Genomic DNA, 23,645 nt, shown 5'->3' with positions numbered 1-23,645 from the left:
TCCTTGCGCCATCAGGTGTTGTTGGCCGATGCCAACGCACCCGCGCTATTGGCGCCGCCAAACAACTGCGTCAGGTACTGCGAGTTGTTGTTCATTGTCGCCATCAGCGTGTTGAGCGCAGTGAACTGCGCCTGATACTGGCTCGTGAGCTGCGCCGTGTAAGCGGTCAAGGCAGTTTGCTGCGTCGTGATGCTGGTCAGGTCCGTGTTGATCGCGCTCTGGCTGTTCGCGACCAAGCCCCCCGTACCCAGGAACGAGTTCAGGCTGGTCGTCAGCTTCGCGGCTACGCCGTTTGTCGAATTGAACAGGGCCGAGACGCCCGACGGGTTGCTCGTGAGCGCATTCGTGAGCGTCGTGCTGTTGGCCGTCAGGGTGCCGTCTGCGTTGAGCGTAATGCCGATAGACCCAAGCGAGACGGTCGAATTGCCGTCCGGCACGCCGCCGGCGACGGTACTCGCGAGCGTGTTCTGGATCGTATTGAACGTTGAATCACCAAGCAGCGCGCCGCCCTGCGAGCCGGCGGCCTGCGTGCTGTCGAAACCCGCGACCTGGCCGTAGGTGGTGACCAAGGCGTTATAGAGGCTGACGAAGTTGTTGATTGCGCTGGATGCAGACGAGGTGTTCTGCGCCACGGTCAGTGTTTGCGTCGTGCCGGCCGGCGAGCCGATGGCCGCAGCGGTCAGGTTGATCGTCAAGCCCTGGACCGCCGTGGTCACCGAGTTGCTGGAGCTGGTGCCCGCCGTGCCGTCGACGGTGAACATGGCGTCTTGTGCGGCCGCGGTTTGCGTCCACGCGCTCGTGCTCACCGCTGACGTGTAGGTCGACGCGGTCCCGTTAGCGCCGGCCGTGGACGTGACGCCGAGGCTGGACAGGCCGGCATCGTTCGCCACGCCGGTGACTCCCACGCTGATCGTGTTCGATGCACCCGTGGCCGACGAGCGCAAGACCAGATGCGCGCCGTCCGTGCCGGTGACGACCGTGGCCGTGACGCCCGGGTTGTTCGCCGCCGAGTTGATTGCGCTGGCAATGCCGCTGATCGTGTTGTTGGCCGACGTGATGGCGATGCTCATCGACTGGCCGCCGACCGAGACGTTCATCGTGCCGGTGCCGAGTGCCGTGGTCGCGCCGAACGCCGCCGACGAGAGCGTCTGCGCGTTCGCGATCTGCGTCACGCCGATGGTATAGACGCCGGCCGTGGCGCCGCTGGTGGCGGTTGCCGTCAGTCCGGTGCCGTCCGCGGTCGCGGTGAACTGGCCGAGGGTCGTGCCGTTGGACAGCGGCAGGACGCCTGCCTGCAACGCGGACAATGCAGCCTGCAGTGCGCCGATTGCCGAAAGTTTGGTGTTGTCGTTCGTCTGCTGCGCGCTCAGGGTGGCGGTCTGGCCTGCTACCTTTGCGTTGACGAGACTCGTGACGAGGGACGAGACATCCAGTGACGAATTACCGGTGGATCCGCTGATGATGGATTGCGCAGCGGAGGCTTCGGCTGCTGCGGTGGCGGCAGCGGTTTGGGCTGCCGTGGCTGCGGCTGTGGTGGATGCGCTGGAAATCGTCGACATTGAGATGCTCCGTACGTCGGTTTTGCTTTTGAGCCTGAATGATAAACGTTTGTAAAACGGGTAGGGGAGGCAAGCCTCCCCGAGCAACACATTCGACCGACGCGTGGTGCAATGCGCCGGCCGTTACTGCAAAAGCTATTACTGGAGCAGCTTCAGAACTTGCTGCGGGTTGGAGTTGGCTTGCGCCAGCACCGAGATGCCCGCTTGTTGCAGCACTTGCGCCTTGCTCAGGTTAGCCGTTTCTTCCGCGAAGTCGGCGTCCGTGATTTGCGACTGGGCGCCCGACAAGTCGGTCGACTGCGATTGCTGTGCCGAAGAGATCGACGTGAAACGGTTTTGAGCAGCACCCAGGGTTGCCTGGATGTTGTTGACCGTTGCGAGTGCGTTGTCGATCGATTCCATTGCAGCGTTCGCGCCTGCCGTCGTGCTGACGTTCACGCCCGATACTGACGGCGGCGTGTTCAGCGTGTTGGCAGTGGCGATCCCGTAGTTGCCCGCGACGGAGTTCACCGTGCCGTAGCCGCTCGGAGCCGTTGCGCCCAGTGCGCCGCCCGCAACGAAGCCGATGGTCGAACCTGCGCCTGCGGTACCAGCCGTGACCGTGAACAAGGCGGCCGAAGCTGCCGAGCTCAGCGCGTTGCCGTTCTGGTCGGTGAACTTGAAGCCGCCGTTGCCGTCTGCGAGAACGTTGATAGACGTAATAGCTGCAGGGGTGCCAGCCGCAGCCGTCGTACCGTCAGTCGTCAAATTCACGCCGGTGATCTGGTCCAGGCTCGCATTGTTGGCAGCGTACGTGCCGGTACCCGTTGCGCCGTTGGTCGTGCTGGCGGTGCCGAGTGCGGTCGCTGCAGTGGTTTGAGCCGTTGCCTGAACCGTCGGGGCGAACGCGCCTTGGCCGACGAGCGTCAGCGGGGACGGCAACGTGGTCGAGCCGGTCGTGTTCGTGCCGAACAGGGCTTGGGAAGCGGCGGTCGACAGCGCCTGGTTGTTCTGGTCGGTGAAGGTGAAGCCGCCGTTGCCGTCTGCGAGCACATTGACTTGCGTGATGGCCGGGGTGGTCCCTGCAGCAGCAGTAGCGCCGGCGGACGTCAGGCTGACGCCCGAGATCGAGGCGATGGTTGCGCCCTTTTGCGGGATACCGCCGCCGAGCGAAGCTGCCGACAGGCTTTGCGTCAGGTTCAGGCTGATCGTCTGACCGACGTTCGCGCCGATCTGGAAGCTCACGTTGCCAGCCGAGCCGTCGAGCACGTTCTTGCCGTTGTACGTCGTTTGCGATGCCACGCGGTTCACTTCAGCAACTTGCTGCGCCACTTCTTGTTGCAGAGCTGCCTGGTCGCTCGACGACAGCGAGCCGCTCGATGCCTGTACGGCCAGTTGGCGAATGGTTTGCAAGCTCGACGTGATCTGCGCCAGACCGCTCGATGCCGTCTGGATCATCGAAACGCCGTCGTTCGCATTCGAAACGCCTTGGTTCAAGCCGTTGATCTGCGTTTGCATACGGTTCGAGATCGCGAGACCTGCTGCATCGTCAGCCGCGCTGTTGATGCGCTTACCGGACGACAGGCGCGTGATGGCCTGCGACAGCGCGCTTTGCGACGTGTTCAGGTTTTGCTGAGCGATCAGCGAGTTGATATTGCTATTGATACCGATCATTTGGATTTCTCCTGAAAGAACTAAAAGGGCTGTCTTGGCTACTGCACGGTCCTGTTGCCTGGCGGTTCCGAGCGAGGTAGCCGGCCGCCTACTTGGGTTAGCGGCCCATGAAAAAAAAACTTGAGGACTTAGGTAAGGATTTGTAGGGGGAATAGCGATCGGCGCGCAGCCTGCGAGTAAAAGGATTCGCGAGTATTCTTTTCCGATCGGTTATTACGTTTTGTTTATAACAACCCGGGAGTCCCCATGCAGCACCGCACTATCGGTACGTCAGACCTCAAGGTCGTGCCACTCGTTTTCGGCGGAAATGTATTCGGCTGGACCGCCGACGAACGCACGTCGTTTTCCATCCTCGACGCCTTTGTCGACCACGGCCTTAATTTCATCGATACCGCCGACGTCTATTCAGCCTGGGTCGACGGCCATCAGGGCGGCGAGTCGGAGGCGATCATCGGCAAGTGGTTCAAGGAGAGCGGCAAGCGCGACAAGATCGTGCTGGCGACGAAAGTTGGCATGCTGAGCACGCGGCCAGGGCTATCGGCGGCGAATATCGAGGCTGCCGTGAACGATTCGCTGAAGCGCCTGAAGACGGATTACATCGACGTTTATTTTTCCCATCGCGACGACGACAAAACACCGCTCGTGGATACGCTCGGCGCATATCAAAAGCTGATTGCTGCGGGGAAGGTGCGCGTAATCGGTGCGTCGAATTACACCGGTGAAAGGCTGGAAGAGGCGCTGAATATATCGGCGAAGGAAGGGATTCCGGCTTATCAGGTGCTTCAGCCTGAATACAATCTTTATGATCGCGCTGGCTACGAGAATGATCTGGAACCGGTTATCAAGGCGCATAAGGTATCGGTTGTGACGTATTACAGCCTGGCGAGCGGTTTCCTGAGTGGAAAATACCGGTCCAAAACCGATACCGAGAACAGCGCCCGCGGCGCGAAGGTGGCGGGTTATCTGAACGACCGGGGCTTGAGAATTGTGAGCGCGCTCGTTAAAGTGGCGGACCGTCATGACACGGAGCCGGCGGCAATCGCACTTGCATGGCTGATCGCGCGCCCGGGTGTAACGGCGCCGATCGCGAGCGCGACCTCGGTCAAACAGCTCGAAACCCTCGCCCATGCGACCCGAATTACTTTGGCGCCAGAAGACGTCGCGCTCCTCGACGAAGCGAGCAATCCGGACTGAAAGCGGCAAAAAACGCGCATGATCATGGGGTTGCCCCTGTGCAAACCTCCGCAAACAGGTGTTGCGGGGTTGGCGACTGGGCGCCGATCTGATAACATCTCGCCCGAATCGAGATTTTTGCCCGATGGCGAAGCTATTTTCAAGCAACGCCGGGCGGCCCGAAGTGCGCTGTTCCGTTTTCGACAGACTGCGCATGCCGTGATCGGCGGTGAAATCCCACCTCTCTCTTTTCCGGCCTCCGTGGCCGCTTTGCTCGTGTCCGCTGTTGTTGGGTGGACGATCGGAGTGCCGGCGCGCGGCGTTGCCTTGTGCAGTACGCTTCGCCGCGCAGTCAGAAAAACGTATCAGCGATTTAGGACATCCATGACCACTATTGTTTTGAAAGAAAACGAGCCGTTCGACGTCGCGATCCGTCGCTTTCGCCGGACTATCGAAAAGAACGGCCTGATCGCCGAACTTCGCGAACGTCAGTCGTATGAAAAGCCGACGACGGCACGCAAGCGCAAGAAAGCGGCAGCAGTCAGCCGTCTGCGCAAGCGTCTGCGCAGCCAGATGCTGCCCAAGAAGCTTCACTAAGTCTTGGCAGGTCGCAGCCCGGTTGATGGGCTGCACCATGCAAAACGGCGATGCCGCCCGCAAGGGTTGCATCGCCGTTTTGCTTGGTTCGGTTTGTTGTTTTTACGTTGCGGCCCTATTCGGGCTTGCGGCTCGGCTTGTTGGCGTCGTCTATGTATGACCCGGTTGAGCGGATCTTCCGCTTTTTCGGCTGCGTGCCTTGTCTTGGGCGCGGCGGGGGGTCACCCGGGCCGTCGGGCGCTCGCTGGATGCTTACTCGCACCTAGATAAACGCGTGCCGTTCACCTACGCGCGCGAGAAGCTGGGGCCATTCGTCCACACTGAAATCGTCGTGGACTTCCTCCAGCTCGATCAGCAATTCGACGATCTCCGGATCGTAGGCATTCACCTCCGACGCATACAGCGCGCGCAACAACGAGCCGTCCTTCGCGTGCCGGTAGTACGAGATCCCAATTCCTTCTATCTCCGGCCGATACAACTCGTCGGCGATCAGGGACCCGATAGCGCACTTGCGGCCATTGCCGCTGCGTAGCCGGCACGAACCGTTTTCATCCTCCGATACAGCCCGTTGCGCGAGCAGATGGTTGCTTACGCGTTCGTAGATGTCTCTCGCCGTTAACATTGCATTGCTCGTTACTTTAATTATTGCGTTGCATCGTCCGATGCTCGTTTCTTGGTTCAACGTAAGCGCCGACTCGCTTCATTCGTGGGGCATTTGCGATGTCATCGCTTCTGCTTCGTGATTGACTCGCGAAGCCCCGCGGAACCCTGCCAGTTTCGCGCTCAGGCGGCCGATTTAAGGCGATCCGCCGACAAGTTGAACTGCCGGGCGATGGACGCAAAGCGTTCACGCCATTCCCACTTGCCAAACACGTCGTGCACGTTTTGCAGGCAGCTGAGCAACTCGACGGTTGTCGGATCGTAGACATTGATATTCGAGCGCAAGAGTGCGCGTTTCAGCGCTGCGACGCCGACATCCATGTACGGCGGCACGGTTTCCGGCCCTTTACCGACGTAGCGAATGGGCACGCCTTCCATGGCGGTCATGTAATCGCGCGCCTTGATGAAACTGCCGACGGGACAACCGCCGCAATACCCGCGATATGCACCGCCACCGCGCGGCAACAACGCTGCCTGGCCTTGGCCAAACAGGTGATGGACGGCACGGTCGAAGATTTCCTGGTGCGTCAAGAAGTTGAGGTTTTTCATTCTGGTTCTCCCCTGCGCCGACAATTGCGGTGCTTAGTGGGTGTTCATCTAACAGCGTTATCAGTATCGGACGCGGACTTGGTCGGCAAAGCGCGATCGACCACATAAAACCGCGTTATGTAGCGGCCTGTCTGTTTCGCCGCGATCATTCACACGGTCTGAATACGCTTGGTAAGCGGTACGAAGCGACAGCCTCGTTTCAGAGTCATCCGGCTTGCCGGAAAAAAGCCGCTTACAACGTATTTATAGCGGTTCTTTCCGGTAAAAAAGTGCCGCTATGTGCGGTTGGCCGCAATTTTGACATGATGCCCGCCTTCCTGCACAGGGGCAGAATCCCCGTAAAGGCTTTGTAGTAAAGGCTTCAGAGCGTGATTCACCCCGCTGGTACCGGTATCGTCAGGATTTTCCCTGATGAGAGATGAAATCGCGAAAAACGTTGCGAAAACGCAATGTACGTTTCGAAAGTCAGTGGAGCAAATTATCTAATTTGTTCGACGCCTGGCGGATTCTCGCTTCGGGGCGGCCGCGTTGCCGCGGAACCGGCAGAAACAGGCAGCCTCGTGGTCGTTGACCATGCCGGTTGCCTGCATGAACGCGTAGCAGATGGTTGTTCCGATGAACTTGCAGCCGTATTTCTTCAGGGCACGGCTCATGGCGTCGGAGATTTCGTTGGAGGCGGGCGCTTGTGCATAGGTTGCGCGTGGCGTGTCGACAGGCGTATTGCCGACGAACGACCACACAAAATTCGCGAACGAGCCGTGGTCCGCCTGGATGCGTTGCACGGCGCGCGCGTTGGCGACGGCCGCCGAGATCTTTGCGCGATTGCGGACAACGCGGGCGTCGAGCAGCAGCCTGGCTGCGTCGTCTTCGCTGAAAGCAGCCACCCGGTCGATGTCGAAGTCATGGAACAGAGCCCGGTAACCCTCGCGCTTGTTCAAGATCGTGGACCATGACAGCCCGGCCTGCGCGCCTTCCAGCACGAGCATTTCGAACAGATGGCGATCGTCATGGGACGCCACGCCCCACTCTTCATCGTGATAACGGGCGAGTGCTTCGGTTGTTGCCCAGCCGCAGCGGTGGGGCTCGGTGCTGTTATCCGGGCTGCTTTTTTTCGGGTTCGTCATGTCGGCTTCCAGGCATGCGTAGTTGGCGTTTGATCAGCATAGGCGGAAGGACAAGGCGAGAACAGTCGGCCGATCGGTCTGGTTCCCGGGTGGGCCGTCGTGTGGCGGCTCCCTGCGGCGTTGGCCTGATTGATGCTAACACCGGGCTCCAATATCAGCGGACTCACGGCAGGAGCTTGCCGGATGCGTTGGCCGTGCGGTGGCGCCGCATACCCCATTTGGCTGAGTGGCGGCGCGCGGGTCGTGCCGTTAAGCTTGCGGACATGACTACTTCAACTTACACACACAAGTACCTGATAGGCGTCGACGGCGGCGGCAGCGGTACGCGCGTCGTCCTCGCGGACACAGACGGCATTGAACTGGCCCGTGCGACGGGAGGGCCGTCAGGCTTGGCGCTCGGCGTCGAGCGAGCGTGGGACGCTATCGAAGCGGCGTGCGTGCGCGTCTTTGAAACAGCGGGCTTGCCGTTCGAGTGGCGTGCATGCGCGCTTGGCTGCGGTCTTGCGGGCGTGAATCACGCGGGGTGGCTGGCGCAGTTTCACGCAACAGCGCCCGATGGATGCGCGCTCGCCGTCGAAAGCGACGCCTTCACCACGTTGCTCGGTGCGCATGGAGGCGAGCCGGGCGTGATCGTGGCGCTGGGAACGGGCAGCATTGCCGCGTCGCTGGACGCGAGCGGTCAGTTCAGGATCGCAGGGGGTTATGGTTTTCCGAGCGGCGACGAGGCGAGCGGAGCCTGGTTGGGTTTGCGGGCGGCCGCCCATTTGCAGCACGTGCTGGACGGTCGGGCACCCGCCGACGACTGGTCCGCGGCCTTGCTCGAGCGTACGGACGCGACCGATCGGGACAGCCTCGTTGTATGGCTGTGCGCGGCGAACCAAACGGGTTATGCGACGCTGGCGCCCACGGTGTTCGAGCACAGAAACCATCCGTTCGCGGCGCGTTTGCTGGAGGATGCGGGGCGTGAGATCGCCAAAATGGTGTCGGCGCTGGATCTGGATCACGCTTTGCCGGTGGCGCTGTGCGGCGGCCTGGCCGTGCCACTGGAACCATACGTGCCGGAAGAGCTCCGCGGCCGGTTGCGCCAGCCGCTAGCGGACTCTGCTTCAGGCGCGCTGCAACTGGCTCGCCGGGCTGCGAGCCGAAAATCGCTCCTTGGGGGCTAAAATGTCAGGTTCCTAACGGCTTAAAGGAAAGCGCTTCCCATGTATTCCATCATCGCTACCGATCTTGACGGCACCTTGCTCAACAACGACCATCTGGTCGACCCGTTCACCGTCGAAACGGTCCGCGAACTGGAAGCGCGTGGTGTGCGTTTCATCATCGCGACGGGGCGGCATTATCGCGATGTGGTCGGAATTCGGAAAGTGCTCGGCATTGACGCTCATCTGATCACGTCGAACGGCGCACGCATTCACGCACCGGACAATGAACGTATTTACGCCCGCGACATCGCTCCAGCGGCCGTGCGCCGTCTCGTTCAGCCGGATCTGGCGGGAAGCGAGCGCGTGATCGTGAATCTCTTCGCCGACGACGCCTGGTTGATCGACCGCCACGCACCCGAATTGCTAGTGCTTCATCAGGACTCGGGTTTCGACTACGACGTAATGGACCTGCGTGAGCACAACGGCGAGAACATCGCGAAGGTGCTGTATATCGGCGAGCCAGACGATCTCAAGGTGACTTCGGCGAATCTCCAACGCGAATTTGGAGACTCCATCTACGTCACTTATTCGATGCCGGATTGCCTGGAGGTGATGACATCGGATGTGTCGAAGGGACGGGCATTGCAGTTCGTGCTGGACCGACTCGATATTGACACTGCGCATTGCGTCGCTTTCGGCGACAACATGAACGACATCGATCTGCTCGAAACGGCGGGCCGGCCATTCATGATGAACAACGCGAATCCGGCGCTGGTAAAACGCCTGCCAAATGTCCCGCGGACCGGCAACAACTTCGAGGCGGGTGTTGCGCATCAACTGCGCGCGTTATTTGGCATGACGGATGAACTCGCCGCGCCGGCGCGCGCTGACGAATAACGGGGCGGAGTGCGTCATTGCGGCAGCGGTCGTCCGCGGTGCCGGGACGTAGGGAATAGAAGGAAAAAGGGGAGCCGCCTATGCCGGCCGCTCCCTTTGCTCAAACAACCCTTGGCAAATCTCTACAACCGCATCACTTAGCCGCGACGATTCCAGCCGTCACGACCGTAGCCGCCGCGATCCCAGCCGGTGCGGTTCCAGTGTCCGCGGTCCGGACCGCCCCAGCGGTCATCGCGATGACCCCAGGCGGGCGGCGGCGCGCGATAGAACGGCGCGGGCTGGACATAAACCGGCGCAGGCTGCACATACCCGGGCACGCCAAGCGACAGTCCTATAGAGAGATCTGTGTGAGCCTGCGCGACGCCAACCGCGCCCACTGCAAGACCGGCGGCAACCAGCAAATGAGTGACGATGCGTTTCATGGTGTTCTCCTTTAGGGCGACGCGTGTCGCATGACTCCAATCTACGCAATGACCGTTTTACGGGTATTGACGAGTTGTTAGCAGATGAAAGTATGGCGAAAGTTGAAATCAGGGTTTGTCCGCGGAGTAAATACCCGCAAAGTCTTGCCAGCTATCGCTTGTCGGACATTTCTTCAGCCGGGCATAAGTAAATTGCCGTTTAACACCCCCGCAGACCGTAAGCCGCCATTACATTTGTCGCAGATTATTCATATTGATCGGCTGTACGGACCCGATACAAACGAATTGCGCAATAAAAAAACGGGCGTCGAGCGCCCGTTTTTCATCGGCTTTCACCGTTTTTAAATTCAGGCCGCAGCAAGCGCCTGCTTTTTCGCACCGGTCAGCAACGGATAAACCACGCCGGCGATGACCGCGCCGATGATCGGGGCCACCCAGAACAGCCAGAGCTGTTCCATTGCCGCGCCGCCTACAAACAACGCCGGGCCGGTGGAACGCGCCGGGTTCACCGAGGTATTCGTGACCGGAATCGAGATCAGGTGGATCAGCGTCAGGCACAGGCCAATGGCGATCGGCGCGAACCCGGCAGGTGCGCGGCTATCGGTAGCGCCCAGGATGACAAACAGGAAGAAGAACGTCACGACAACTTCGCACACGAGCGCGGCGATCATGGCGTAATGACCCGGCGAGTGATCGCCGTAACCGTTGGTGGCAAAGCCGCTGGCAACGAGGTCAAAGCCCGGCGCGCCGCTGGCGATCACTGACAAGACATACGCGCCGATCACCCCGCCGACCACTTGGGCGGCAATGTACGGAACCAGGTCGCGGACCGGGAAACGCCCTGCGACCGTCAAACCGACGCTCACCGCCGGGTTCAGGTGGCAACCCGAAATATGGCCGATAGCGTAGGCCATGGTGAGCACGGTCAAGCCGAATGCGAGCGCCACGCCCGCGAAACCGATACCGAGTTGAGGGTAACCCGCCGCGAGCACTGCGCTGCCGCAGCCGCCCAGCACGAGCCAGAACGTACCAAACATTTCTGCGCCGAGGCGCTGTCCTAATCGCATGATTCGAAGTCCTAAAAGTATATAAAAAACCGAAACAATTCCGGCGCTTGTGACCATGACTATTTGTACGGACCACTGCGGCGGGTAGGCAGTGTAATCCGAGTCTGGAGACTAATTGTCAAGAATTGTTAAAGCGCCATGAACTAAGGGAACTCTTATTAGGAATGCCCTATAGTTTCAAGACTCTTCTCATTCGCATTAGGACTTTTTGCAATTGCATGTTCAAACGTTGCATCTTTTAATCGATGCCGTTACGCTTCCCAATAATCGCGGGCTATTAGAAAGGGTTGAGAAAATGTCGCAATACACTGAGCTCAAAGCGCAGATCGCCAAGCTTCAGGAGCAGGCGGAAGAGGCACGCCGCGCAGAACTGGAAGCGGTACTGGCGGATATCCGGCGCAAGATTGTGGAGTATGGGCTGACGGCCCAGGACCTGGGGCTGTCGGTCGTCCGGCGAGGCCGGCCACCGAAGAAGGAGCCGCTACCGCCGATCTATCAGGATCCCAAGTCCGGCAGCACCTGGAGCGGGCGCGGCAAACCACCGAAATGGATCGCGGGAAAGAACCGCGAGCGCTTCCTGATTAGTCAGGCGCATTCGTAAAAGCGCTTGGCAGCGGCATCGAATAGCGCAGACAAAAATAGAAGCAAAATGTCAGCATGAAAGGCAAAGCAAAAAATCCGTCCTTTCAGACGGATTTTTTGTGCTTTGCAATAACGTGTCGGATAACGATACGACCGTCGTTTCCAATCAAGTCAGCGCCCAATCTTCAGGCGGCTGAAAAAATTAGCTGAAAATTAGCCGACCGCAACGCGGCGCAGTACCGGGCGTTTCGCTGCTTGCAACAACGCGGTGTAGGCATCGACGTAGTTCAGCGCCATGGTTTTCGCGCTAAAGCGGCGTTCGAATTGCGCGCGAATTTCGGTGCGTGAGAGTTCGTCCAGGCGTTGGAGCGCCCCAACCGCACCCTGCACGTCCTCGCAAATGTAGCCCGTTACGCCGTGGTCAATCACTTCGGGCACCGAACCGCGATTGAACGCGATCACCGGCGTACCGCAAGCCATGGCCTCGATCATCACCAGACCGAACGGCTCCGACCAGTCGATCGGGAACAGCAGCGCCTTCGCACCCGAGAGAAACTCCGGCTTTTGCTGCTCGTTGATCTCGCCGACAAATTCAACGCTGGCCTTCGACTCCGCCAGCAACGGCTCGATCGTGCTCTTGAAGTATTCCTGGTCGACCTTGTCCACCTTGGCAGCAATCTTCAGCGGCAGACCGCTTTGGGCAGCGATCTTGATGGCGAGATCGGCGCGCTTTTCCGGGCAGATACGACCCAGGAACGCCAGGTATTCAGGCTTCTTGTGCGTTTGCGGCGTCAACAGGTTTTCCGGCAATCCGTGATAGATCGTGTTGAGCCACGCGGCTTGCGGCAGCGGCACACGTTGCGAATCCGAGATCGAGACAACCGACGCCTCAGGGAACGCGTCGAACACCGGTTGCAGTTCGGGCAAATCCAGCCGGCCGTGCAGCGTGGTCACAAACGGCGTGTCCATTTGCGAGAACACCGAGAACGGCATGTAGTCGAGGTGGAAGTGCAGCACGTCGAACTCGTGCGCGCGGCGGCGGACGTTCTCAAGCAGCAGCGCGTGCGGCGCATTCCAGTCGCGGATCGACGGATCGAGGCGCAATGCGCGCGGCCAGGCTGCTTCCAGCGTCGCCTTGGTCTGCGAATCGCCGCTCGCGAACAGCGTCACGTCGTGACCGAGATCGACCAATGCGTCCGTCAGGTACGAGACAACGCGTTCGGTGCCGCCGTAGAACTTCGGGGGGACTGCTTCGTGCAACGGTGCAATTTGTGCGATACGCATAACGTGACTCTCCTGTTCGTGAGGGCTTCGACGCACAGTCTCCGAAACGAAAACCGGTAAAGCCTTGGCAGACGGGCCAGCGCCTATGCTGCCGCCCCTGAAAATAGGACCCGAATGAATCGGGTTATCCCTTACGTCCCATTATCGAGATGACTCTCCTCATCAACGAGTCATTTTTCAAACGCTTAACCTTGTTACAGGCCGCAACACCGGCCATTACGAAGCTCGGCGGATTGCGGACGCCCAAGTGCTGCAAGCGATTGCGCGTCCGTCAACAAATTGCGCGGTGCAGGATGCATTGCCCAGGACGGCAGATGCAGCAATGCCCGTGCCACCGCCCAGGCGTGCTGGTTATGCCTTCTCCGCGTTGGTGCTAACCCTTGGTGATGAAAATAAATGCACGTCGTGTAAAGATTTTTCCCGGTCCGCCGTTAGTCAGACGATAAGCCTTTGGACGCTGAGAGAACGGCTTGTCGGGGGTCTAACCCGCTAGTGCCTGCTTACAATTCATTGCCGATTTGTAAGCCTGGGATCGGCATATTTACCCGGTTTTTGCCGGCAAAACGTTGGGCTTTGCGCTGGAAGCCGGCAAACGATCAAACAGCCTCATCCGGCGGACCACCTTGCTGGCTTGAATGCACCGCCAACAAAGACGTTGCCCGGTGTTCGGGCCGGCCGCCCGTCCGCTATTTCCCTTCAAAGTTTTCCAGCCACTTGCCGTAAACCACTTAACGGCGGTTTCGCCGATGCAACCATGAGGGCTCGATTGTGCTGATTTTCATCGGAACACTAGTGACGCTGTTGTCCGTTTTCGGCGGTTATGCGCTGGAAGGCGGTCACCTTGGCGCATTGGTCCAGCCGGTCGAAATCCTGATGATCGCGGGCGCCGGTCTGGGCGCGTTCATCCTCGGCAACGGCATGAAGACCATCAAAGCCACGCTGCGGGTGATCCCGACGCTCTTCAAAGGCTCGAAGTACAACAAGGACGTGTACATGGAGTTGATGGCGCTGCTCTATGTGCTGCTCGCAAAAGCACGCAAAGAGGGCACGCTGACGCTGGAGTCGGACATCGACGATCCGGCCAAAAGCCCGATCTTCGGCCAGTACCCGAAGATCCTGGCGGATCGGCATATCGTCGAATTCCTTACCGATTATTTGCGCCTGATGGTCGGCGGCAACATGAACGCGTTCGAGATCGAAAGCCTCATGGACGAGGAGATCGAGACGCATCACGCAGAAGGCGAAGGCCCGGCGCAGGCGCTGCACAAGGTAGGCGACGCAATGCCCGCGTTCGGTATTGTCGCGGCCGTGATGGGCGTGGTCCACACCATGGCGTCCGCCGATCAGCCGCCGGCCGTCCTTGGCGAAATGATTGCGCAGGCGCTGGTCGGGACGTTCCTCGGTATTTTGCTTTCCTATGGGTTGATCGGTCCGCTCGCGAGCGTCGCGGAACAGCGCGTGGCCGAGTCGACCAAGATGTTCCAGTGCATCAAGGTGACGATCCTGGCGAGCCTGAACGGCTACGCACCGGCTATCGCGGTCGAGTTCGGCCGCAAAGTGCTCTTCTCCACCGAGCGTCCGTCGTTCTCCGAACTGGAAGAACACGTGCGCCGCGTGAAGGCGAAGTAACCGCCTTCAGCGACCGAGCGCCCGGAACCCGACATGCCGACCAACAAAGATCGCCCGATTTTCATCAAGCGCGTCATATCGAACAAGAAGGCGCACCACGGCGGCGCGTGGAAGCTGGCGTACGCCGACTTCATGACGGCAATGATGGCGTTCTTCCTGTTGATGTGGCTGTTGAGCGCGGTGTCGCCGGTGCAGCGGCAGGGGATTGCCGAGTATTTCAACATGCCGCTCAAGAACGCGATCATGGGTGGGCAGAAGAGCGGGATGGACTCCAGCATCATCAACGGCGGCGGGCGCGATATTTCAAGCCCCGAGCCGGGCACGACCCGCATGAGCGACGGTACGCGGCGCGTGGACCGCCTCGACGAACAGACGCTGAAGGCGGCGCAAGGTGAACTCGAACGGCGCGACCAGGCGCGTCTGCACGACCTGCAGGTCAAGCTGATGGCGGCGATCGAGGCGAATCCGGTGTTGCGCCAGTTCAGGCAGCAGATCCGGATCGATTCGACACAACAGGGGCTGCGCATCGAGATCGTCGATACGCAGAAGCGCCCGATGTTCGCGCTCTCCAGCAACAACGTGGAACCCTATATGCGCGACATCCTGCGCGAAATCGGCAAGGCGCTCAACGACGTGCCGAACCGGATCGTGGTGCAGGGGCACACCGACGCCAACCAGTACGCGGGCGGTGAAAAGGGCTACAGCAACTGGGAGTTGTCGGCGGACCGTGCGAATGCGTCGCGGCGCGAGCTGATCTCGGGCGGCATGGACGAATCGAAGGTGTTGCGGGTGCTTGGACTCGCATCGACGCAGAACCTGAACAAGCAGGATGCTTTCGATCCCGAGAACCGGCGTATCAGCATCCTTGTATTGAACCGCCGGTCGGAGGAGTCCATGACACGCGAGGACATGCCGGCGACCACGATTACCAGCAACGCAGGCGGCCCGGGCGAGCTCAAGCCCGACCTCGGCCCGCTGGCGCCGGCATTGCCGGCCAAGCCGACTGTGCCGGCGACGGCTGCACCATGACAGCGGCACGATGAAACACGCTCACGAGAGCACGAGAGCACGACAGGAACATCGGACAGAGGGCGGCACACATCATGATCAAGAACATTCTGGCTATCGACGACTCGGCTGCCATGCGGCAAATCCTCTCGGCGACGTTTGTCGCGGCGGGGTATCGCGTGGTGGTGGCCATGGATGGCGCAGAGGCCTACGAAGAGGCGCTTGCCGAACAGTTTGACCTGGTGATCACCGACCAGAACATGCCGGCAATGAGCGGCCTGGAGCTGATCGGGAAATTGCGCGGGCATCGCGCGTATGCGAATACGCCGATCCTCGTGCTGACGACCGAATCGGGCGAGCCCTTCAAAGCGGCGGCGCGTGCGGTGGGCGCGACGGGGTGGATTGAAAAGCCGTTCGATCCCGACGTGCTGACAGATCTGGTCGCCAGGCTGTCGGAAGCGGAACACCCGCACTGAAGCAAACCGGTTTTTGCATGAAGCACGACGCATCAGGCATTAAGCATCAGGCACGAAGAACAACTAGCTTTTACGACGCGCATAGCGACGACAGACAAGGCATCCGGTGGTGACCCAGGCATGACACTCGACATTACGCAGTTCTATCAAACATTCTTCGACGAAGCCGACGAGCTGCTCGCGGATATGGAGCAATTGCTCCTCGCGCTGGATCTGGCGAGCCCCGATCCCGAGGATCTCGGCGCGATCTTTCGCGCGGCGCATTCGATCAAGGGCGGCGCGGCCACGTTCGGTTTTTCGGCACTGACCGAGACCACGCACATCCTCGAGTCGTTGCTCGACCGGGCGCGCAATAACGAACTGGTCTTGCGTCGCGACATGATCGACACGTTCCTTGAAACCAAGGACGTGCTGTCGGATCAGCTCGGCGCGTATCGCGCCAGCGCTGAGCCGGATGCCGCGGCAGCGAAGGCGATCTGCGCCAAGCTTGAATACCTGCGCGACAACGATCCGGCCGATGGCACCGCTGCCGCTGATGTAGCGGAGCCGGAGCCAGAGTCGGAGCCGTCGTCTGCCGAGTCCGCCGCGATTGCACAAGATCTCGCGCAGGTCGCGCTGGCGCTCGGGCCGAACGAACCGCCGCCGCATGTGGTCGAGCAAGCCAACGAAGCGGTCGAGGAAGAAGGCGAGTGGACCGCTTTCCCGGCGACCGAACTTCCGGCCACGCCGGATGCAAGCCACGGTGACGGTAGCGCCGGGCAGGATGGACCTCATCTGAAGATTACGTTGCGGGGAGTCGGAGAGAAGGATCAGGCTCTGTTGACCGAGGAGCTTGGAAACTTGGGGACTGTCGTCGGGGAACTGAAGTCGGGCAGCGACTTGACGCTGTGGCTCGACTCGGATGTGTCTTCCGACGATATCGTCGCCGTGTGCTGTTTCGTGATCGATGAAGCGCAGATCGCGGTGAGCCGCGGCAATGCAGCGGATGCGCTATCTGCAGGTGGGTCGCAAGCCGCAGCAGAGCAGGAAGAGTTGAACGAGGTGGCAGCAGAAGCACCCGCATCTGAGAAGACGGAACCGGCGGCAGCTTCTACTGTTGCCGCCGAGTCCCGCACCAAGGCTCCCGTAAGCGCAGCGGTCGCAGAAGCGCCTGACGCGCCGAAAGCACCGGAAGGCGACAAGAAAACCCGCACGGCAGCTGCGCCCGCAGCCGCGGAAGGCAGTTCCATTCGCGTCGGCGTGGAAAAGGTGGATCAACTGATCAACCTCGTCGGCGAACTGGTGATCACGCAGGCCATGCTGGCCGAAACCACGAGCACCTTCGACCCGGCATTGCACGACCGCCTGTTCAACGGCATGGCGCAGCTCGAACGCAATGCGCGCGATTTGCAGGAAGCCGTCATGTCCATCCGCATGATGCCGATGGACTACGTCTTCAGCCGTTTCCCGCGCCTCGTGCGTGACCTCGCCGGGAAGCTTGGCAAGGAAGTCGAACTCGTCACGTTCGGACAGGCGACGGAACTGGACAAGAGCCTGATTGAACGGATCATCGACCCGTTGACGCACCTCGTGCGCAACTCGCTTGATCACGGCATTGAAACAGTGGAAGCACGCCGTGTCGCGGGCAAGGCGGCGGTGGGGCAACTGGTGCTGTCGGCGGCACATCACGGCGGCAACATCGTAATTGAAGTCAGCGACGACGGTGCGGGCCTGCGCCGCGACAAGATTCTTGCGAAGGCGCTGAAGCAAGGCATGCAGGTCAGCGAGCAAATGTCCGACGACGAAGTCTGGCAACTGATCTTCATGCCGGGTTTCTCCACCGCCGAGCAGGTCACGGACATCTCCGGCCGCGGCGTGGGCATGGACGTGGTGAAGCGCAACATCCAGGCGATGGGCGGCCATGTCGAGATCCAGTCGCGTGAAGGCAAGGGCACGACCACGCGGATCGTGTTGCCGCTGACGCTGGCGATTCTCGACGGCATGTCGGTGAAGGTGGGCAACGAGATTTTCATCCTGCCGCTGAACTTCGTGATGGAGTCGCTGCAACCCGTTGCCGACGATATCTACACGGTCGCCGGCGGCGAGCGCGTGGTGCGCGTGCGGGGCGAGTATTTGCCGCTGGTCGCACTGCACCAGGTCTTCGAAGTGGTCGATGCACGCACGGAACCCACGCAGGGAATCATTACGATCATCCAGTCGGAAGGACGCCGTTTTGCGATGCTGATCGACGAGCTGGTCGGCCAGCAGCAAGTGGTGGTGAAGAACCTGGAAACGAATTACCGCAAGGTGCACGGCATTTCCGCGGCGACCATCCTGGGTGACGGCAGCGTCGCACTGATCGTCGACGTAGCGGCGCTGAACCGTGAAAACCGCTCGGCGCATGGCGCGCTGACGCACTAGTCAGACAGCAGATAGTCGGAACACCCAACCAATTTTTGGAGGCTAACGTGGCAGCAGACATCCAATCGATTACTTCGGCGGCACAACGCCGTGACGTTCAACGTGTCAGCCAGGCAGAAGCGGCAGGACAGGAGTTCCTCGTCTTCACGCTGGGCGCGGAAGAGTACGGCATCGACATCCTGAAGGTGCAGGAAATTCGCGGCTACGACAACGTCACGCGCATTGCCAATGCACCGGCGTTCATCAAGGGCGTGATCAACTTGCGCGGCATTATCGTGCCGATCGTCGACATGCGCATCAAGTTCAATCTCGGCCGCGTGGAGTATGACAACCAGACGGTCGTGATCATCCTGAACGTCGCGCATCGCGTGGTGGGCATGGTGGTGGACGGCGTGTCCGACGTGCTCACGCTGCAAGCGGACCAGGTCATGCCGGCGCCGGAATTCGGCGCCACGCTCACCACCGAATACCTGACGGGCCTCGGCACGGTCGACGGCCGGATGCTGATCCTGATGGACATCGAAAAGTTGATGACGAGCAAGGAGATGGAGTTGATCGACTCCGTCGCCGTGCCTGCTTGAGACTGCTTGCGACTCGCTTGAGACTTTATGTAACTGGTTTGCCAACACGCTGGTCGGGAAGAAGACATGCTTAAGAACTGGTCGATTCGTACCACGTTGACGCTCGTGGGCCTGCTGTTCGTAGGATTTGCAGCAGTGGTGAGCGCGTTGTCGCTGAACGGCCTGCGCTCGGCGGGCAGTTCGCTTTCCCTGCTGGCGGACAGCGACATGGTGTCCATGCGCGCACTCAGCGACGCGTCGTCGAACCTGCTGCGCTCACGCGTGGCGCTTGACCGCGTCCGTGGGTTGACCGAAGCGAACAACGCTGATGAAGCCAAGAAGGTGCTCGATCGTGGGCAGTTCCTGCTCGACAAGTCGAACGAGAGCTGGAAGCTGTTCCTGGCGACGCCGAAGCCGATGCTGCCGCAAGCGACACTGGACGACATCGTGGCGAAACGTGATGCGCTGATGCATGACGGCGTCGAACCCGAGTTCGCGGCAATGCGCGCCGGCGACATGGCCGCGTATCACGCCATTGCGGACACCAAGATCAGCCCGATGTTCATCGCCCTCGACGCGGCGACGGCGATCACGTCCGACTTGACGCAGAAGCATGCCGAGCAGTTGCGCGCGGACGCGGCGGCGAACATTACGCTGCTGATCGAGGTGATCGCGGGCGTGATGGTGCTGGCCGTGCTCACGCTGATTGGCACGCGTGTCGCGCTGGGCGGCATGATCGTGCAACCGATCAACGACGCCGTCGATCATTTCGAGCGCATCGCTCAAGGCGATCTGACGAAGTCGGCGCACACGGACAAGACCAACGAGATCGGCCGGTTGTTTGCCGGTATCGAGCGGATGCGAACGAACCTGACCACGATGGTTGGCTCGGTGCATCACGGTGCGGAATCCATCGATGTCGGCGCGCGGGAAATTGCGAGCGGCAACACGGATCTCTCGCAGCGCACGGAAGAACAGGCGGCGTCGCTGCAGGAAACGGCGTCGAGCATGGAGCAGCTCACCAGCACCGTGAAGCAGAACGCCGAGAACGCGCGCCAGGCTTCGCAACTGGCCGTCAACGCGTCGGATATTGCGTCGCGCGGCGGTCAGGTGGTGGAGCAGGTGGTGGGCACCATGAGCGCGATTTCATCGAGTTCGAGCAAGGTGGTCGACATCATCGGCGTGATCGAGGGTATTGCATTCCAGACCAATATTCTCGCGCTGAACGCGGCCGTGGAAGCGGCGCGGGCGGGTGAGGAAGGGCGCGGTTTTGCGGTTGTCGCCGGCGAAGTGCGAAGCCTCGCGCAACGCAGCGCGGCAGCGGCGAAAGAGATCAAGTCGCTGATCGGCGACTCCGCCGCGAAGATAGAAAGCGGTTCCATGCTGGTGGGCCGCGCCGGCGAGACGATGGACGAAATCGTGCAGGCCGTGCGACGCGTCACGGACATCATGGGTGAGATCAGCGCCGCATCGGACGAGCAGTCGCAAGGCATTGAACAGGTGAGCCGCGCCGTCGGGCAGATGGACGAAGTCACGCAGCAGAACGCCGCGCTGGTTGAACAGGCGGCAGCCGCTGCGGCGTCGCTTGAAGAGCAGACACGCAAGTTGAAGGACGTGGTCGGCCACTGGCAGGTCGGCAACGACGCGCCCTCCACCGACCCGCGCGCCCGGCTTGAACCGAAGGTCGTCGCCCGGCCGCATGCCGGCCCGGCGATTAAAGTTGCAGCGCGGCCTAACGTCGCGGCTAATCGCGCCGTTAATAAGCTTATCGCCTCACCGGCTGCTGCCGCTTCAGCCGCGGCAACACCGGCAACACCGGCCGCGAAAGCGCCCGCCGCGAAACCTGCAGTTGCCGTGTCCGGCGACTGGGAAACTTTTTAAAGCAGTATCAGACGACCATGCCGCCCCATTGCATCGCGCTCCCTGACGAGCATTTGATTGAAGTGTGCGAACCGGGCGCAAGGCAAGGGGCTGTGTGGTTGTCGAAGAAACGCGGTGCAACGCCCGTACGGGATGCAGCCGATGCACGTTCCAGCAGAACAAAGGCTAGATGATGGCAACGCGCCCGCCCGTCGATACACCCCGCGACCGGACCAGAAATGGTTCGGAAGTGGAACGCGACTTCGAATTCACCAATGCCGACTTCGGCCGCATTCGCGAGCTGATTCACCGGCGCGCGGGGATTTCGTTGTCCGAGCACAAACGCGACATGGCGTACAGCCGTCTCGCGCGACGCCTGCGCGCCTGCAATATCGATACGTTCCGGATCTATCTCGACCGTCTTGAAGCGCAGCCGGATAGCGACGAGTGGGAAGCGTTCACCAACGCGCTGACCACGAACCTGACTGCGTTCTTCCGCGAATCGCATCATTTTCCGATCCTCGCCACGTTCGCGAAGAGCCGTCCGCAGCCGTTCTCGGTGTGGTGCTCGGCGGCGTCGACGGGAGAGGAGCCGTATTCCATCGCCATGACGTTGATGGAAACACTTGGCGACAGCGCCGCGCGCCATTGCACGGTGATTGCGACGGATATCGACAGCCAGGTCCTGCAGAAGGCCGACGCGGGTGTCTATTCGCTCGATTCCGTGAAGACGCTGGGGACCGAACGCCTGAAGCGTTTTTTCCTGAAGGGCACGGGAGCGCATGCCGGGATGGTGAAGATCCGCCCGGAAGTGCGCGCGTTGGTGAAGTTCGAGCAACTGAACCTGACGGACGCGAAGTACGCGCTGCCCGGCCAGTTCGATGCGATCTTCTGCCGCAACGTGATGATCTACTTCGATAAACCCACGCAGGCGCAAGTGCTCGCGCGCTTCGAGCCGCTGATGAAAAGCGGTGGTTTATTGTTCGCCGGACATTCGGAGAACTTCACGTATGTGACGCAGGCGTTCAAGCTGCGCGGCCAGACCGTCTATGGATTGACGCGTGACGCAGCGGCGGCGGCCACGGCAGCGGCAGCAGCGAAGAAAGCGGGCAAGACGCTCGCCGGGGAGCTGGCATGAGCGGCTTGCCGATCGCATCGAATCTCTACTTCGACAACCACTTCAAGCTTCCGGGCGTGAAGCTGTTGCCGAACGAGTTCTACATGACGAACGAGGACATGGTGCTCGTCACGGTGCTCGGTTCATGCGTGGCGGCGTGCATTCACGATCGCTCGGCGGGCATCGGCGGGATGAACCATTTCATGCTTCCGGACGACGGTTCCGACGCGTCGCAATCCAGTTCGGATTCCATGCGCTACGGTGCGTACGCAATGGAAGTGCTGATCAACGAGATGATCAAGCGCGGCGGCCGGCGCGAACGCTTCGAAGCGAAAGTGTTCGGCGGCGGCGCGGTGCTGGCGGGCATGACGACGATCAATATCGGCGATCGCAATTCAGAGTTCGTGCGCCGGTATCTCGCGCTGGAAAAGATTCGTATCGTGGCCGAGGACTTGCAGGGCATGCATCCGCGCAAGGTCGCGTTCATGCCGCGCACCGGCCAGGCGATGGTCAAGAAACTCATGACGCAACAAGACCCGGCCGTGGTCGAGCGTGAGCGGGTGCTCGCGCGGCAAACGCCGGAAGCACGTAGCGAACGGCTTGCAAAGGCGCGTGAGCGTGTCGAGCTGTTCAGCCGGCCCAAAGCTACAACTACCGATAAACCCCGCATCGAATTATTCGGTGCCGCAGCCGGCCTGCAGCGAACCGTCCGCACGAAGACGGCGGAGGAAGCATGACGATGGCCCGGAGTACGGAACCGAAGATCAGCGTGCTGTGCGTCGATGACTCGGCGCTGGTACGCAGCCTGATGACCGAGATCATCAACTCGCAGCCCGACATGCACGTGTGCGCAACGGCGCCTGATCCGCTGGTGGCACGTGAGCTCATCAAGCAGCACAACCCGGATGTACTGACGCTCGATGTCGAAATGCCGCGCATGGACGGCCTCGATTTTCTTGAAAAGCTGATGCGGCTTCGGCCCATGCCGGTGGTGATGGTGTCGTCGCTGACCGAGCGCGGTTCGGAAATCACGCTGCGAGCGCTTGAACTGGGCGCGGTGGATTTCGTGACGAAACCGCGTGTGGGTATTCGCGACGGCATGCTCGAGTATTCCGAAAAGCTCGCCGATAAAATCCGCGCGGCCGCCCGGGCCCGGGTGCGGCAGACGCCTCACGTCGTGCACGCGGCGCATGGCGCCGGCGGCGCGGCCGCTGCCGAGAAACCCACGCCGAACCTGAACAACCCGCTGGTGAGTACCGAGAAGCTGATTATTGTCGGGGCATCGACGGGCGGTACCGAAGCGATCCGCGAACTGCTGATTCCGCTGCCGCCCGACGCACCCGGCGTGATGATCGCGCAGCATATGCCGCCGGGCTTCACGAAGTCGTTTGCGCAGCGCCTGAACGGCCTGTGCCGGATCGCGGTGAAGGAAGCGGAGCATGGCGAGCGTGTCTTGCCGGGGCATGCGTACATTGCACCCGGCGACGCCCACCTGGTGCTCGCGCGGAGCGGTGCGAACTACGTGGCGCATCTGTCCGATGCCCCGCCGGTCAACCGGCACAGGCCGTCAGTGGATGTGCTGTTTCGATCGGCTGCGCAGAACGCCGGCAAGAACGTGCTGGGCGTGATCCTGACCGGCATGGGCCGTGACGGTGCGCAGGGCATGCTGGAAATGCAGCAGGCCGGCGCGTACACCTTCGCGCAGGACGAAGCGAGCTGCGTGGTGTTCGGCATGCCGCGCGAGGCTATCGCGACGGGGGGTGTCAGCGAGATTGTGCCGCTGGCGGAAATGACCCGGCGCGTGATGGCGCGGCTCAATTCAATGGGTGAACGCACGCAACGCGTTTAGTCCGCCCAAGAGAATTCGGATAAAAATGCGGCGT

At 61.0% G+C, this 23,645-nt stretch carries 22 protein-coding genes; 14 read left to right on the top strand and 8 right to left on the bottom strand.

What is annotated here, in order from left to right; genetic code table 11:
- Positions 1-11 precede the first annotated feature (11 nt).
- Together fliD and ABH944_RS01955 are read right to left on the bottom strand one after the other, a co-directional pair.
- Positions 12-1,559: a flagellar filament capping protein FliD gene (gene fliD, locus ABH944_RS01960; protein WP_404604122.1), complete on the bottom strand. Its 1,548-nt coding sequence runs from the start codon at positions 1,557-1,559 to the stop codon at positions 12-14.
- Between the two features lie 138 nt (positions 1,560-1,697).
- A complete protein-coding gene (locus ABH944_RS01955; protein WP_404604121.1) occupies positions 1,698-3,212 on the bottom strand; it encodes a flagellin N-terminal helical domain-containing protein in 1,515 nt (504 codons plus the stop codon).
- Between the two features lie 246 nt (positions 3,213-3,458).
- Here ABH944_RS01955 and ABH944_RS01950 point away from each other — a divergent pair, with 246 nt between their 5' ends.
- Both ABH944_RS01950 and rpsU read left to right on the top strand, forming a co-directional pair.
- A complete protein-coding gene (locus ABH944_RS01950) occupies positions 3,459-4,406 on the top strand; it encodes an aldo/keto reductase (RefSeq protein ID WP_404604120.1) in 948 nt (315 codons plus the stop codon).
- Positions 4,407-4,769: 363 nt separating this feature from the next.
- Positions 4,770-4,982: a 30S ribosomal protein S21 gene (rpsU, locus tag ABH944_RS01945; protein WP_031357080.1), complete on the top strand. Its 213-nt coding sequence runs from the start codon at positions 4,770-4,772 to the stop codon at positions 4,980-4,982.
- 262 nt (positions 4,983-5,244) lie between these two features.
- On the opposite strand, the gene ABH944_RS01940 is transcribed toward rpsU, so the two are convergent.
- The 3 genes from ABH944_RS01940 to ABH944_RS01930 all read right to left on the bottom strand — a co-directional run bounded on the left by ABH944_RS01940 (position 5,245) and on the right by ABH944_RS01930 (position 7,315).
- Positions 5,245-5,604, bottom strand: coding sequence for a phospholipase D-like domain-containing protein (locus ABH944_RS01940; protein WP_404604119.1), 360 nt, complete (start codon positions 5,602-5,604; stop codon positions 5,245-5,247).
- Positions 5,605-5,765: 161 nt separating this feature from the next.
- The gene (locus ABH944_RS01935; RefSeq protein ID WP_404604118.1) at positions 5,766-6,191 is read right to left on the bottom strand and encodes a hypothetical protein; all 426 of its coding nucleotides are present in this window, start codon (positions 6,189-6,191) and stop codon (positions 5,766-5,768) included.
- A 482-nt stretch (positions 6,192-6,673) separates the two neighbouring features.
- Positions 6,674-7,315: a DNA-3-methyladenine glycosylase I gene (locus ABH944_RS01930; protein WP_404604117.1), complete on the bottom strand. Its 642-nt coding sequence runs from the start codon at positions 7,313-7,315 to the stop codon at positions 6,674-6,676.
- 263 nt (positions 7,316-7,578) lie between these two features.
- Between ABH944_RS01930 and ABH944_RS01925 the strand changes: the two genes are divergently transcribed.
- Both ABH944_RS01925 and ABH944_RS01920 read left to right on the top strand, forming a co-directional pair.
- Positions 7,579-8,481: a glucosamine kinase nucleotide-binding domain-containing protein gene (locus tag ABH944_RS01925; protein ID WP_404604116.1), complete on the top strand. Its 903-nt coding sequence runs from the start codon at positions 7,579-7,581 to the stop codon at positions 8,479-8,481.
- A gap of 39 nt (positions 8,482-8,520) precedes the next feature.
- On the top strand, positions 8,521-9,357 hold the full coding sequence (locus ABH944_RS01920) for a Cof-type HAD-IIB family hydrolase (protein WP_404604115.1): 837 nt from the start codon (positions 8,521-8,523) through the stop codon (positions 9,355-9,357).
- A 137-nt stretch (positions 9,358-9,494) separates the two neighbouring features.
- Here ABH944_RS01920 and ABH944_RS01915 read toward each other — a convergent pair whose 3' ends face one another.
- Positions 9,495-9,779 carry a hypothetical protein gene (locus ABH944_RS01915; RefSeq protein WP_404604114.1) on the bottom strand — a complete coding sequence of 95 codons (285 nt, stop codon included), beginning with the start codon at positions 9,777-9,779 and terminating at the stop codon, positions 9,495-9,497.
- A gap of 347 nt (positions 9,780-10,126) precedes the next feature.
- Positions 10,127-10,846: an aquaporin Z gene (gene aqpZ, locus ABH944_RS01910; RefSeq protein ID WP_404604113.1), complete on the bottom strand. Its 720-nt coding sequence runs from the start codon at positions 10,844-10,846 to the stop codon at positions 10,127-10,129.
- 295 nt (positions 10,847-11,141) lie between these two features.
- Here aqpZ and ABH944_RS01905 point away from each other — a divergent pair, with 295 nt between their 5' ends.
- The gene (locus tag ABH944_RS01905; RefSeq protein ID WP_062082068.1) at positions 11,142-11,447 is read left to right on the top strand and encodes an H-NS histone family protein; all 306 of its coding nucleotides are present in this window, start codon (positions 11,142-11,144) and stop codon (positions 11,445-11,447) included.
- Positions 11,448-11,641: 194 nt separating this feature from the next.
- Here ABH944_RS01905 and ABH944_RS01900 read toward each other — a convergent pair whose 3' ends face one another.
- Positions 11,642-12,712: a glycosyltransferase family 4 protein gene (locus ABH944_RS01900; RefSeq protein WP_404604112.1), complete on the bottom strand. Its 1,071-nt coding sequence runs from the start codon at positions 12,710-12,712 to the stop codon at positions 11,642-11,644.
- A 768-nt stretch (positions 12,713-13,480) separates the two neighbouring features.
- On the opposite strand from ABH944_RS01900, the gene motA reads away from it, so the two are divergent.
- The 9 genes from motA (at position 13,481) to ABH944_RS01855 (ending at position 23,611) form a co-directional block, all read left to right on the top strand.
- The gene (gene motA / locus ABH944_RS01895) at positions 13,481-14,341 is read left to right on the top strand and encodes a flagellar motor stator protein MotA (RefSeq protein WP_404604111.1); all 861 of its coding nucleotides are present in this window, start codon (positions 13,481-13,483) and stop codon (positions 14,339-14,341) included.
- A 33-nt stretch (positions 14,342-14,374) separates the two neighbouring features.
- Positions 14,375-15,370: a flagellar motor protein MotB gene (gene motB, locus ABH944_RS01890; protein ID WP_404604110.1), complete on the top strand. Its 996-nt coding sequence runs from the start codon at positions 14,375-14,377 to the stop codon at positions 15,368-15,370.
- Positions 15,371-15,444: 74 nt separating this feature from the next.
- On the top strand, positions 15,445-15,825 hold the full coding sequence (locus ABH944_RS01885) for a response regulator (RefSeq protein WP_404604109.1): 381 nt from the start codon (positions 15,445-15,447) through the stop codon (positions 15,823-15,825).
- A gap of 120 nt (positions 15,826-15,945) precedes the next feature.
- Complete coding sequence (gene cheA, locus ABH944_RS01880; RefSeq protein ID WP_404604108.1) at positions 15,946-18,225, top strand: chemotaxis protein CheA; 2,280 nt, start codon at positions 15,946-15,948, stop codon at positions 18,223-18,225.
- Between the two features lie 47 nt (positions 18,226-18,272).
- A complete protein-coding gene (gene cheW / locus ABH944_RS01875) occupies positions 18,273-18,806 on the top strand; it encodes a chemotaxis protein CheW (protein WP_404604107.1) in 534 nt (177 codons plus the stop codon).
- Between the two features lie 66 nt (positions 18,807-18,872).
- Positions 18,873-20,666 (top strand): methyl-accepting chemotaxis protein, encoded by a 1,794-nt coding sequence (locus tag ABH944_RS01870; RefSeq protein ID WP_404604106.1) that lies wholly within the window; start codon positions 18,873-18,875, stop codon positions 20,664-20,666.
- 169 nt (positions 20,667-20,835) lie between these two features.
- Positions 20,836-21,783 (top strand): CheR family methyltransferase, encoded by a 948-nt coding sequence (locus tag ABH944_RS01865; RefSeq protein ID WP_404604105.1) that lies wholly within the window; start codon positions 20,836-20,838, stop codon positions 21,781-21,783.
- Positions 21,780-22,499, top strand: coding sequence for a chemoreceptor glutamine deamidase CheD (gene cheD / locus ABH944_RS01860; RefSeq protein WP_404604104.1), 720 nt, complete (start codon positions 21,780-21,782; stop codon positions 22,497-22,499). Before ABH944_RS01865 ends, cheD begins: the two co-directional genes overlap by 4 nt.
- Positions 22,500-22,501: 2 nt before the next feature.
- A complete protein-coding gene (locus ABH944_RS01855) occupies positions 22,502-23,611 on the top strand; it encodes a protein-glutamate methylesterase/protein-glutamine glutaminase (RefSeq protein WP_404604276.1) in 1,110 nt (369 codons plus the stop codon).
- The last annotated feature ends 34 nt before the right edge of the window (positions 23,612-23,645 follow it).

Source organism: Caballeronia udeis (assembly GCF_044909315.1).
GTDB classification, from domain to species: Bacteria; Pseudomonadota; Gammaproteobacteria; order Burkholderiales; family Burkholderiaceae; genus Caballeronia; species Caballeronia udeis_A.
The sequence above is the reverse complement of the archived record's forward strand: the minus strand, read 5'-3'. Positions and strand labels throughout refer to the sequence as shown.